At 69.7% G+C, this 12,339-nt stretch carries 11 protein-coding genes and 1 pseudogene; 8 read left to right on the plus strand and 4 right to left on the minus strand.

The window, feature by feature from the left end; all coding sequences use genetic code 11:
* The first annotated feature begins 170 nt into the window (after window positions 1–170).
* Entirely contained in the window at window positions 171–1,433 is a 1,263-nt protein-coding gene (locus tag ACFYO2_RS39415; RefSeq protein WP_388359629.1) for a GNAT family N-acetyltransferase, read from the plus strand.
* A 188-nt stretch (window positions 1,434–1,621) separates the two neighbouring features.
* Here ACFYO2_RS39415 and ACFYO2_RS39420 read toward each other — a convergent pair whose 3' ends face one another.
* A complete protein-coding gene (locus tag ACFYO2_RS39420) occupies window positions 1,622–1,807 on the minus strand; it encodes a hypothetical protein (protein WP_388359435.1) in 186 nt (61 codons plus the stop codon).
* Between the two features lie 154 nt (window positions 1,808–1,961).
* On the opposite strand from ACFYO2_RS39420, the gene ACFYO2_RS39425 reads away from it, so the two are divergent.
* Window positions 1,962–2,879 carry a winged helix-turn-helix domain-containing protein gene (locus tag ACFYO2_RS39425; RefSeq protein WP_388359437.1) on the plus strand — a complete coding sequence of 306 codons (918 nt, stop codon included), beginning with the start codon at window positions 1,962–1,964 and terminating at the stop codon, window positions 2,877–2,879.
* Window positions 2,880–2,914: 35 nt separating this feature from the next.
* Here the strand turns inward: ACFYO2_RS39425 and ACFYO2_RS39430 are convergent, their stop codons facing one another.
* A complete protein-coding gene (locus ACFYO2_RS39430) occupies window positions 2,915–3,103 on the minus strand; it encodes a hypothetical protein (RefSeq protein WP_388359439.1) in 189 nt (62 codons plus the stop codon).
* A gap of 163 nt (window positions 3,104–3,266) precedes the next feature.
* On the opposite strand from ACFYO2_RS39430, the gene ACFYO2_RS39435 reads away from it, so the two are divergent.
* Entirely contained in the window at window positions 3,267–4,139 is an 873-nt protein-coding gene (locus ACFYO2_RS39435; RefSeq protein WP_388359441.1) for a winged helix-turn-helix domain-containing protein, read from the plus strand.
* Window positions 4,140–4,168: 29 nt separating this feature from the next.
* A complete protein-coding gene (locus ACFYO2_RS39440; RefSeq protein ID WP_388359443.1) occupies window positions 4,169–4,885 on the plus strand; it encodes an HAD family hydrolase in 717 nt (238 codons plus the stop codon).
* On the opposite strand, the gene ACFYO2_RS39445 is transcribed toward ACFYO2_RS39440, so the two are convergent.
* Entirely contained in the window at window positions 4,876–5,064 is a 189-nt protein-coding gene (locus ACFYO2_RS39445; RefSeq protein WP_388359446.1) for a hypothetical protein, read from the minus strand. The genes ACFYO2_RS39440 and ACFYO2_RS39445 overlap by 10 nt on opposite strands.
* 170 nt (window positions 5,065–5,234) lie before the next feature.
* Between ACFYO2_RS39445 and ACFYO2_RS39450 the strand changes: the two genes are divergently transcribed.
* The 4 genes from ACFYO2_RS39450 to ACFYO2_RS39465 all read left to right on the plus strand — a co-directional run bounded on the left by ACFYO2_RS39450 (window position 5,235) and on the right by ACFYO2_RS39465 (window position 11,298).
* A complete protein-coding gene (locus ACFYO2_RS39450; protein WP_388359448.1) occupies window positions 5,235–6,110 on the plus strand; it encodes a GntR family transcriptional regulator in 876 nt (291 codons plus the stop codon).
* Window positions 6,111–6,359: 249 nt separating this feature from the next.
* Window positions 6,360–8,546, plus strand: coding sequence for a phosphotransferase family protein (locus ACFYO2_RS39455; RefSeq protein ID WP_388359450.1), 2,187 nt, complete (start codon window positions 6,360–6,362; stop codon window positions 8,544–8,546).
* Between the two features lie 47 nt (window positions 8,547–8,593).
* The gene (locus tag ACFYO2_RS39460; RefSeq protein ID WP_388359453.1) at window positions 8,594–9,226 is read left to right on the plus strand and encodes a TetR family transcriptional regulator; all 633 of its coding nucleotides are present in this window, start codon (window positions 8,594–8,596) and stop codon (window positions 9,224–9,226) included.
* A 41-nt stretch (window positions 9,227–9,267) separates the two neighbouring features.
* Window positions 9,268–11,298, plus strand: coding sequence for a HelD family protein (locus ACFYO2_RS39465; protein ID WP_388359456.1), 2,031 nt, complete (start codon window positions 9,268–9,270; stop codon window positions 11,296–11,298).
* Window positions 11,299–11,327: 29 nt separating this feature from the next.
* Here ACFYO2_RS39465 and ACFYO2_RS39470 read toward each other — a convergent pair.
* Window positions 11,328–12,211 (minus strand): annotated as a pseudogene (locus ACFYO2_RS39470) (nitroreductase/quinone reductase family protein).
* Window positions 12,212–12,339: the final 128 nt, after the last annotated feature.

Genomic DNA, 12,339 nt, shown 5'->3' on the forward strand with positions numbered 1-12,339 from the left:
ATTTTACTTTAAACCCACCCCCCCCCCCCCGGGGGGGGGGGGGGGGGGGCGCGGGGGGGGGGGGGCGCGGGGGCCCCCCCCCCCGGGGGACGGGACGGGAAGGGGCGGCGGGGGCGAGAAAACCCCCGCACACCACCCCACCACCCGCCTACCGTGATCCCATGACCCACCTGAGCCGCCGCCCCGACCTGGACGTCCGCCCCATCACCGAGTCCGAGTTCTCCGACTGGCTCCGCGCGGTGAACACCGGCTTCCTGCGCGAACCCGTCCCCACCGACACCGAACTCGAAGCCCGCCGCGCCCAGTTCGAGACCGGCGAACCGGGCCGCTACCTCGGCGCCTTCGACAACGGCCGCTGCGTAGCCACTTTCAAGTCCTTCTCCCAGGAACTGACGGCCGTCGGCGGCACCCCCGTCCCCGCCGACGCGGTCACCGGCGTCACCGTCACCGCCACCCACCGTCGCCGCGGCCTGCTCACCCGCATGATGGCCCAGGACCTGGCGGCCGCGAAGGACCGCGGTGACGTCGTCGCCACCCTGATCGCCGCCGAGTACCAGATCTACGGCCGCTACGGCTTCGGCCCCGCCACCTGGATGACCGAGTGGACGGTCGACGTCCCGCGCACCGGCCTCGACCCGCGCCGCTCCGGCAGCCCCGAGGACGGCGGCCGTATCGACCTCGTGGACGGCGAGGACGTCCGCAAGCTCGGCCCCGAACTCCACGAGAGGGTGCGCCACGCCCAGCCGGGCGCGGTCAGCCGCGACGAGCTGTGGTGGCGGATCAACACCGGTGCCGTACGGTTCGACCCGTCGTGGACCGAGCCGCACTACGCGGTGTACCGCTCGGCGGGCGGCGAGGTCGAGGGCCTGGTCGCGTACGCGGCCGACGACAACTGGCACGGCAAGCAGCCGCACGACACGCTGTCCGTGAGGTGGCTGCTCGCGGCGACCCCGAACGCAGAGCGCGCCCTGTGGCGCTACCTCTGCTCGGTCGACTGGGTCACGAAGGTGAAGAGCGGCTGGCGGGCCCCCGACGACCTGCTGCCGTTCCTCCTCCCGAACCCGAGGGCGGCCACGGCCACCACGCAGGGCGACTGGCTGTGGGTGCGGATCCTGGACGTCGTACGAGCGCTCGAGGCGCGGACGTACGAGGGTGAGGGGTCGCTGGTCCTGGCGGTGGCCGACCGGGACGGCCTGACCGGCGGGCGCTACCGGCTGGAGGCGTCGCCGACGGGCGGAACCTGTACGCCGACGAAGGACAACGCCGACCTCGCGCTGGACGTCGGCGACTTGGCGACCCTGTGGCTGGGCGACGAGTCCGCGGTGCGGCTGGCGGCGCTGGGCCGGGTCCGGGAAGAACGAGCGGGCGCCGCCCGGTTGGCCGACGCCCTGCTGCGTACGTCCAGGCGACCTTGGTGCCCGGACATGTTCTGAGGCCTCCCCTCTGCCGACGACAGTGCTGATCGCTGCTCTTGCTGCTTGTTGCTCTGCATCCGTAGCGAGCTGTGAAGTTGTGGCTGTGCTGACCTTGTTGAGTTGTGACTGTGCTGGATGCCGACGATGTTCAGTTGTGTCTGTGCGGACCGACCGGGCTCCCGGCTCCCCTCCGGAAGGGAGCCCGATCAGCCGGACTGGGCGAGCAGCATCACGAGGATGACCGCTCCGATGCCGCCGATCGCGGCGCTCTTCGTCTTGACGCCGACGGTCAGCGCGACGAAGGCGATGATGCCCATCGCGCCCAGCTTCCACTGGACGAATGCTTCGAATCCGACCGCGAGGGCGGCGATGGCGAGGGCGATGAGCGGCATGGCGGTCCCCCTGATATGGACGGTGGCCAACCTTGTGAAAGTTTGACCATGTTGCTCAAGTTGGCTACCAACTTCACTTTACTTCTCTCCACTTGGAAGCGACTCATAACCACCTTCACTAGAACTGCCCAAAGATGGCGGGAAGTTGTAGTGTTTGGTCGTGGACCCCAAACACGCCGCCGTCAGTGGGCGGAAGAGGTCACGACGGCCCCACAGGACACATCGCGAGGTGGCCGACGAGCTGCGGGCCCGGATCAGGTCCGGGGCCCTGCGGCCGGGCCAGCGCATGCCCACCCAGGCCAGGCTGGCCGACGAGTTCGGGGTCGAGCGGGGGGTCGTACGGCAGGCGCTGTACATCCTGCAGTCGGAGCACCTGCTGACCAATGTTTCCAAGGGAAGTCCGGCCACCGTGGCCCCCGACCTGGGCCTCGGCGGGGCGCCGGCCGGTCCCGGGGTCCCGCCGCAGCCCACGATGGTGGCCCTCGCCCCCCGCATCGCCGCCGCCTTCGCGGCCCCGCACGTCGAGATCGACGCCCTGTGTCTGACCTCCGTGTCCCTCACGCTCGCGATCGGTGAACCGCTGCGGCAGATCCACGCCGGACAGCTGAAACCGGCCAAGATCGAGGTCCGCGTGCTGCTGCCGAGCCGGGACATCGACCTCGCCTTCCCGGTGCCGGTGGAGGGGCACGGCGAGGGCGCCCCGGTCCATCAGCGCTGGCTGGCCCATCGCAACGCCCAGGGCCAGGTGCTGAGGCACAACCTGCTCGCCCTGCGCACCACCCACGGTATCGACGTGAACGTCACCTTCCGTGCGCTGCCCTTCACCCCGCCCGTGAAGCTGTACCTGCTCAACGGCGCGGAGGCCCTGTTCGCGTACTACCTGCTGACGCGGCGCGCGGAGGAGATCGACCACGAGCAGTTGGAGATGTACGACACCGAGGGCACCCAGTCGATGCTGTTCGCCTTCGCGCAGGGCGCCGGCCTGCGCGACACGACCTTCGTGGAACAGTCCCACCTGTGGTTCAACGCACTGTGGGAGACGATCAGTTCGGAGCTGGTGCTCACGAGCTGACGTCTCCCACGGGGGTGGATCGGGGCGCCGTTCGGTCATAGGGCGGGCCTGGTGACCAGCAACGCGAGCACGACCGCCCCGACGGAGCTGACGGCCGGGCTCTTGGCCTTGATGCCTATGGTGAGCAGGAGCAGTCCGGCGATGCCGGCGAAACCGTACTTCCACTGGACGGTCTGCTCGATGCCGACGACGAACACTGCGGCGATGAGGGCGAGGACAGGCACGGTGGTTCCCCCTTCGGGCTTCCGGGGCGGGACGGAACAGGAGGCAAAACTTCCGCCAACTTAACCAAGTTGGCAACCAACCCTGCTTAGGTTGTCCCCACTTGGCAGCTATCTATAAACAACTTCCAAACAACTCCCCATAGATGGATCCGAGTTGTAGCGTTTGGTCGTGACCCAGGAGAACGTGGCAGTGAACGGCAGCAGAAGGCTCTCCCCTCAGGAAATCGCCGACATCCTGCGCGAACGCATCCGCGTCGGCGACCTCAAGGCGGGTCAACGCCTCCCCACCCAGGCGGAACTCGCCGAGGAGTTCAACGTGGAGCGGGGCACGGTGCGCCAGGCCCTGCGCGTGCTCCAGGAGGACGGACTGCTCAGCAACGTGAGCAAGGGCAGCCCGCCGCGGATCGCAGAGCCGGTCCGGGCCATGGGGGAGCCCCAGCCGACGATGGTCGCACTGGCGCCGCGCCTGTCGGCGGCGTTCGCCGTACCGCACGTACGCATCGACGCGGTCTGCCTCACGGCCGAGTCGCTGATGATGGCACTCAGCGAACCTCTCCGGCTGGTCCACGAGGGCCGGGTGGGCCCCGACGCGATCGAGGTCCGCATCCTTTTGCCCTCCCGTGAGATCAACCTGGCCTTCCCGGTCCAGGTGGACGGCGACGACAACACCGTCCACGAACGCTGGCTGGCCCAGCGCAACGCCCAGGTCCACGTCCTGCGCCACAACCTTCGCTCCCTGCGCTCCTCCCACGGCATCGACGTCTCGGTCACCTTCCGCGCCCTTCCCTTCACCCCACCGGTGAAGCTGTACCTCCTCAACGGCACCGAGGCGCTGATGGCGTACTACATGGTCACCCGCCGAGAGGAGCTCTCGGACACCGGAACCCTCGACATGTACGACGTCCTCGGCACCGAATCCCTCCTCTTCTCCTTCGACAGCGCGGCCGGCCAGCGCGACGCCGCATTTGTGGAGGAATCCCAGAAGTGGTTCGACGCCCTCTGGGAAACCATCACGACGGACCTGACACTCTCCTAGTGACTCCTGATACGACGCAGACCGATCAAGTGACAGCGGAGACGGGCGACGAGATCGAAAGCCTGCGTGAACTGATCACGCGTGCCCAGGTCGTCCTGTGGGACTTCGACGGCCCGATCTGCCGTCTGTTCGCAGGGCATTCGGCGGAGCGGGTGGCAGTGGACCTGGTGGGGTGGCTCGAAGGGCGCGGCCTGCACGGACTGTTGAGCGAGACCGAACGCAAGTCGCTGGATCCGCATATCGTCCTGCGGGCCGTCGATCGCAGACACCCCGGCAGTGATCTGGTGGACGAGCTGGAGGAACGTCTCACCCAGGAAGAACTGCGGGCCACCCCGTCGGCGATGCCGACGCCGTACGCGGATCCGCTGATACGCACCTGGAAGGCGGTGGGTTCCCGGCTGGCGATCGCCACCAACAACTCCCCCCGGGTGGTCCACACCTACCTGGCCGACCGCGGTCTCACCTCGTGTTTCGCCCCGCACATCTACGGCCGTACCCAGGAACTCAACCGCCTCAAGCCCGACCCGCACTGCCTCAACCGGGCCCTCAGCGCGATGGGTTCGGCACCGTCGGCCGCACTGATGATCGGCGACACCCCCTCGGACCTGCTGGCCGCCAATGAGGCCGACGTTCCGTTTCTGGGCTACGCGCGTAATGAGCGCAAGGAAAAGCTCCTGAGGGACGCGGGCGCGACGACGGTCGTGGCCTCGCTGGAACCCGTGCTCAAGCTGATCCGTCAGGCCTGAGTCATCAGCAGCGTGAACACCACGACGGCCCCGACGGCGAGACCGCCGCGGCGCGCCCTGATGCCCACGCCGATCAGGAACAGGAGCACCACACCGAGCGCGCCGAGCTTCGCCTGCGCCAACAGGCCCAGGGAGAGCTCGCAGAGTCCTGTGAGTACGTGGAACAGGAGCATGTCCATCCACCTCCCTTCCGCTTTCGGTGAAGTGCCCCAACCATCCGTCCAATTGGACTGCATTGCTTGAGACTGGTCTGCCCGGTCCGATTGATCCCTTAACCAACAGGCCAATACGGCAGCCCAGTTGGCTGGATGATGGTTTGGTGGTGGACCGAAGGCGGTACGGTCCAGAGGTGGACGCACAGGAGACCGGCGAGAGCGGCGGCGGCAGGGAGTTCCAGCGGGTCGCCGACGAGTTGCGCGGGCGCATGACGGATGGGACGTATCCGCTGCGTTCCTTCCTGCCGTCGCAACGCGACCTGGCCGAGGAACTCGGAGTCTCCCGGGACACCGTGCAGCGGGCGCTGCGGGAGTTGGCCGACGAGGGCTGGATCGAGTCACGGCAGGGCAGCGGGTCCCGGGTGGTGAAGACCCAGCGCATACAGTCCTCGGCGGCCAAGGCCACCAGATCGCGACACGGCATGACGCTGGGCCCGCTCATCAGTGAGGCCTTCGAGCAGCCAGAAGTCACGCTGGACGTCTACACGTTGACGTCCGAATCCCTGGACGCGCACATCCGGCTCCAGGTGGAGCGCATCCGTGGCGGCGCCATCACACCACAGCACATCACCCTGCGCATGCTCCTGCCGGACGTGACGCTGGCCCTGCCCTACCCGCGCGTCAAGGACGACAAGAACGACCCGCGCCTGCGGGAACGCCTGCGTACCATCACCGAGCTGCACACGAAGTCACTCGAGGGACTGCTGGGAGATCTGCAGACCGAAGGGCTGGTGCCCTTCGTCGACGTACAGATCCGCCACGCGCCGTTGACCCCGGCCTTCAAGCTCTACCTGTTCAACGGCATCGAGGCACTGCACGGCCTGTACGAAGTGATCGAGCGCAAAATCGTGTTGGACTCCAGCGAGGAGGTCACCGCGCTCGACGTCCTCGGCTTCGGCGCCACCCTCACCCACCACATGAAGGACGGGGACGCGAACTCGCCGGGCACCGTCTTCGTGGAGAGCATGCAGAAGTGGTTCGAATCGGTCTGGACTCATCTCTCCGAATAACCGGGGCGGGTCGAGGGTGGGTCCGGCGGCTTGCTAGCATGCCCGCACACACTGAGCAAACGCTCGCCTTCGTCCGTATGAAATGGCCAACAGGTCAACGCGAACGACGTCGAACGGCTTCGAACGGACCTCGCGCAGAAGAGTGGCGATCACCCATTGTGGCCACGCCGGCGTCGTTCGTCATGCGTAATTCTCGACGCGTGCTTACCGTTTGCCATAGCTTCCCCCTTCTCTTACCCGGAGCAGCCAGTGGGCGCACTTCCTGATCCCCGTTCCGTCGGGGAGCGCGCCACGCTCGACGACACCTATCGTGCGTTCGTGGGATGGGCCGCCGCGAAGGGCCAGTCGGCCAGCGGGTACCACAACCAGAACTACGTGCTGCCGCTGACGGAACCCGTGGCGCGGGCGCTCAAGCGTCCGGTGGGCACGTCCGTCACCGTCCGGATCCGGCGCAGCGACGTGCTGCCCGTGGTGATCAGGACCTGGCAGGACGAGGCGGAGATCCTCGCCGCGGTCAAGGGGGTCCTGCCACATGTGCCGGAGTGCCTCGTCCAGCGGGAACACTTCGCTATCCACAGCCACGTGGAAGGCGTACCGCTCTCCGCCGTCTGTGCGAACGGCAAACCGGTCGACACGCTGCTCATCAAGGCGCTGGCCGGCCTGCTTGCCCAGATGACGCAGGTGCGGCGCGGGGCGCTGCCGGCGCTGCCGTCCGCCTGGCCGCGCAACGACACCGACAGCCAGGGATTCCTACGGACTCTGGCGCACCTCGCGGACCGGCAGATCAGGCGGCCCAACCGGGCGGTCTTCGGCGGGCTGTTCGCCTCGCTCGGCATCCCCGAGGACGCCCTGCTCCGGCTGGCCGAGCGGGTCCCCGCCATGGCCCGGCGGCCGTACAGCATGCTCCACGCCGACCTGCACCGCGACAATCTGATCGTGTCGTACGGCGGTGCTCCGCCGCTCATCTGCGTCGACTGGGAGCTGGCGACCTACGGCGACCCCCTGCACGACCTCGCGACCCATCTCGTGCGCATGCAGTACCCGCCGCACCAGTGGGACGAGGTGGTCGAGGCGTGGGCGGAGGCGATGCAGCGTACTCGTCCGGCTGCCGTGAACGGCCTGACCAGGGACCTGCGCCACTACGTCGCCTTCGAGCGGGCGCAGTCCGTCTACCCGGACGTGATGCGGGCCGCACGGTTCCTGGAGGAGACCCGCACCCCGAAGAGCCTGAACGAGGCGACGGCGGAGGTCCACCGTGCCCTCGCGGCGGCTGCGGAGCCGTTGCGGCTCACCAATCTGCCGGGCGAGCTGGAGATCGAGCGGGCTCTGTTCCGGTGGCTGACGTCCCGCAGCGGCGGTTCCTACGACGGCCAGGGGCGGCTCGTACAGACGTTCCGCTGGGAGCCGGACCGGCGTCTTCCCGAGCATCCGGACTTTCCCGCCTCCGCCGTGCGGGAGGCCCTGGTGGCGGAGGGGGCCGCCTCCGCGGGCCGGGTGTTCAAGGGGACCGCGCACCTCAACACGGTGGTCCGGGTGCCGAGCATCGACTTTCCCGTGGTCGTGCGGCGCAAGCTGCCCGACGTCTGCCGCCGGGAGCGCAGCTTTCTCAGTGAACACGCCGTGCTGAGGGCCATCGAGCAGGCCGACATCGACGTGGCGGCGCCGAGGGCACTGGCGCTGGGGGAGAGTTATCCGAACGACCGCTTCGCGATCCACACGTACGTCGGACCGCTGGACATCGACAAGCCCCTCCGCCATCCGGAGCACGGGCTGCTGCCGCACGAGGCGGACGCGCTCGTCGATCAGCTGAGCGCGCTGACGCGCGTGGACTACAAGCAGGTCGACCCCACCTCCGGGGAAGGCCACTTCCATCGCTGGCTGAGAGACCAACTCGTCGCCCTCGTACGGGAGTTGCCGAAGGAGTCGCAGCAGCTCGCCCGGCTGCTCGGGCTGCCCGAAGCGGACCGTCTGAAGGAGATCCTGTCCCGGCACGAGGTGAGCGACCGGGAGCCGGCCCTGCTGCACGGTGACCTGAACCCGTGGAACCTCGTACGTCGCGACGACCGCCTGGCGCTGACCATCATCGACTGGGAGATGGCCGTGGTCGGCGATCCGCTGTACGACCTGGTGCGGCACATGCACCTCACTCCGACCCGGCCCGAGATCCGGGACCGGATGTTCCGTCGCTGGGAGAAGAAGCTGCCGCCCCAGTACACCTGCGACTGGCGCAAGGACTGGCGTGTGTACCGCTGGATCGAGATCGTCCGGTCCGCGTACATCGACCTCGACCGCATCGTGACGGGCGCGAGCCTGGACGCCCCCAACGTCAAGCGGGCGGTCGACTCCTACGCCGTGACACTGGCGGTCGCCACGGGTTCCCTCGGCCTGCCGGTCCGCCCGACGGCGAACCCCTATCTCGCCCGGGCCCTGGCCTAGGGAGGCCATGGCCCGGCCGAGCGCGGGGCGGTGCGTACCCTCACCACATGGCTGAGATCGGGCTGCGTGAGCGCAAGAAGCGGCGGATGTACGAGACCGTCTCCGAGATCGCGATCCGGTTGTTCCTGGAGAAGGGGTTCGACGCGGTGTCCGTCGCCGAGGTGGCCGCCGCGGCCGAGATCTCGAAGCCGACGCTCTTCCGGTACTTCCCGGCGAAGGAGGACCTCGTCCTGTATCGGTTCGCCGATCACGAGGGGGAGGCCGCGCGGGTGGTGGAGCGGGGGGAGGCGGCGCCGCTCGTGGCGTTGCGGCGGCACTTTCTCGACGGGCTGGAGCGGTGCGATCCCGTCACCGGGCTCAATGACCATCCGCAGGTGCTCGCCTTTCACGCCCTGCTGTACGGGACGCCCGCGCTGGTGGCCCGGCTGTACGGGTTCCAGGAGCGGTCGGAGGCCGCGCTGGCGGAGGCGCTCGGCGGTGGGCTGGAGGCGCGGCTGGCGGCCGGGCAGATCGTGGCCGTACAGCGGATCCTGGCGCTGGAGAACTGGCGGCGGATCGCGGGCGGGGAGCGGGTGGCGGACGTACGGGGGGACGCGGTGGCGGCGGCGGAGCGGGCGTTCGGGGTGTTGGCGGCCGGGTTGCCGCATCTGGCCCGGACCAAGCTGGATGAGTCTGAGTAAGAAATTTAACTCGGTTACGTTATTCCGGTACGCTCGCTGGAATGACGTCACCCGATCCCTCCCTCCAGGACGCCCTCCGTCACGAACGTGCCCACCACGACCGCTGCCGCGCCGCCCTCACCGCCATGGTCGACGGGGCCGGGGAGCACGTCGTCACCGGCGAGGACGTCTCCGCCTCCGGTGCCGACGCGGAAGTGCTCGGGTACCGGCTGCGCAGCCGGGCCAAGGAGATGCGGGAACTGCCCGAAGGGCCGTTGTTCTTCGGGCGGCTGGACTTCGCGGGCGGTGAGCATGCCGGGCAGCGGTATCACCTCGGCCGGCTGCGGATCAGCGAGGACCCGGCCGCCCCGCCCCTCGTCGTCGACTGGCGCGCTCCCGTGTCCCGGGCCTTCTACCAGGCGAGCGCCGGCGATCCGCAGGGCGTCGCCGTCCGCCGCCGGTTCGGCTGGGCGCCCGGCAGCCGCGGCGAGTCCGCCGACCTGACGGGGCTGGAGGACGAGCATCTCGGCCGGGGGGAGTCGCAGGTCAGCGACATTGTTGCCCGCGAGATCGAGCGGCCTCGGGTCGGTCCCATGCGGGACATCGCCGCGACCATCCAGCCCGAGCAGGACGATCTCGTACGCGGGGACCTGGCCGCCTCGGTGTGTGTGCAGGGCGCCCCGGGCACCGGCAAGACCGCGGTCGGCCTGCACCGGGCGGCCTACCTGCTCTACACCCACCCGCAGCGCGTCCGGCGCGGCGGACTGCTGGTCCTCGGACCCAACCGGACCTTCCTGTCGTACATCGCGGCGGTCCTGCCGGCCCTGGGTGAGACGGGCGTGCGGCAGTCGACGCTCCTGGAGGAGATCGCCCGGCACCCGGTCACCGGCGCCGACGACGAGCGGACGGCCGTCGTCAAGCACGACGTCCGGATGGCTCAGGTGCTGCGGCGGGCGCTGTACGCGCGGGTGTCGGCGGGCGGTACCGAGGCTCTCGCGGTGCCCGACGGGTCGTACCGCTGGCGGGTGTCCGCCGACGAACTCGCGCGGATCCTGCGGGCCGTACGGGAGGAGGAGCCGCCGTACGGGGTCGGGCGGGAGCGGGTGCGCAGCCGGGTCGTGCGGTGTGTACAGACGCGGGCCGAGCGGCGGGCCGGGCCGCAGAACGGTGCCTGGGTGCAGAAGATCTCGAGGTCCAGGGCGGTCGGCGCGTACGTGGACGCCGTATGGCCGCGGGTGCGTCCCGAGGAGGTCCTGGCCGAGCTGCTCACCGAGCGGGAGGTGCTGGAGGCGGCGGCCGACGGGATCCTCGACGCCGACGAGCGGAAGGCGCTGCTGTGGGCGAGGCCGCCGCGGTCGTGGAAGTCGGCGCGCTGGTCGGCCGCCGACCTCGTCCTGCTCGACGAGGTCGCCGGGCTCGTGGAGCATCCGCAGGCGTACGGCCATCTCGTCGTCGACGAGGCGCAGGACCTCTCCCCGATGGAGTGCCGGGCGATCGCCCGCCGGGCCCCCTTCGGCTCGCTCACGGTCCTCGGCGACCTCGCGCAGGGGACCACGCCCTGGGCGGCCCGGTCCTGGGACACGACCCTGCGTCATCTGGGGAAGCCGGACGCGGCGGTCGCAGCGCTGACGACCGGTTTCCGGGTGCCGAAGGCCGTCGTGGCCCTCGCCAACCGGCTGCTGGCGAGGCTGGACGTGGACGTCCCGGCGGGGCGGTCGCTGCGCGGGGACGGGGAGTTGCGGATGCGGCCGGTCGCGGAGGGTGACCTGCTGGGGGCGGTCGTGGACGCCGTACGGGACGCCGTGGCGCACGAAGGGTCCGTCGGGGTCGTCGCGGCTGACGCGGACGTCGAGCGGGTGCGGCGGGCCCTCGACGCGGCCGGGATCACGGCGGCGGACCCGTCGGAACCGGCCGCCCGGGTGAGCGTCGTACCCGCGACCCTCGTCAAGGGCCTCGAGTACGACCATGTCGTCGCCGTCGAGCCCGCCGCGATCGCGGAGGCGGAGGAGCGGGGGCTGCACCGGCTGTACGTGGTGGTCACGCGGGCGGTGTCCCGGCTGGAGGTGGTGCACGGGCGACCGCTGCCGTTCTGAAGCGCTCGCCGGTTACGACCGCACGCACCTCACGCGTCGAGGAGCGGGATCAACTGCTCCTCCTCGTACGTCAGATGGGCCTCGAGTTCCGCGGTGAGGCGTTCGACCTCGGCCCGGGCAGCGGCCGGGTCCGCGTCCGGGGCGGTCACGACCCGGCGCAGGTCCTCGACGAGGGCGGCGATCCGCTCGTGCTCCGCGCGCAGCCGCGCCAGCGCCGGGGCGCGGCGATCCGCTCGTGCTCCGCGCGCAGCCGCGCCAGCGCCGGGGCGGCCTGCGGGTGACGGTCGGCGACGACCGGGAACATGCCGAGGTCCTCGCCGGTGTGGTGATTGTGCAGGCCCTGGCAGAAGGTCAGGCAGTTGACGCGGAGTTGAGCACCGAGAGTCGACGTGCCCGAGCTCATCTCCTTGCGGATCTGGGCGAGTTCACGCCGGAAGGCGTCATGGACGACCTTGATCGCCTCGCCGAAGGAATCGGCGTTGATGTTCGGCGGGCCGCCCTGCACGATCTCGTACAGGGCGACCACGGGGATCACCCGCTCCGTCTTCTCCTGATACGCCGCCCACCCCGGTTCCGCCTCGACGGCCCGCGCGAAGGCCTGCTCCCGCTCCTCGCCCTCCAGTACGACCGCCCTCGCCTCGTACGTGAACACGCCGCTCTCCACGGCCACTTGGGGATGCGCGATGAGGTTGCGATACCAGTGCGGATGCGTGGGCGCACCGCCGGCCGACGCGATGACGAGGATGCGCTCACCGCCGTCGGGGAGGTAGCCGACGGGGGTGGTGTGCGGGGCGCCGGAGCGGGCGCCGGTGGTGGTGAGCAGGATCATGCGGGCGCCTTCGAAGTAGCCGCTCATACGGCCCTTGTTGGCACGGAACTCGTCGATGACCTGCTGATTGAACTCGTTGGGCATTCTTTTCGGTACCTTCTCTGTCGCTGGTTTCCGTCCTGGGAATTCCTGGGGAAATGCGCAGAGAAGAAGGCGGGCCCCTGGCCCACCCCGACCTCACTCAGAGGCCGGGCACCCAACTCGCTCACGGC

Source organism: Streptomyces sp. NPDC006602, assembly GCF_042870385.1.
Lineage (GTDB): Bacteria > Actinomycetota > Actinomycetes > Streptomycetales > Streptomycetaceae > Streptomyces.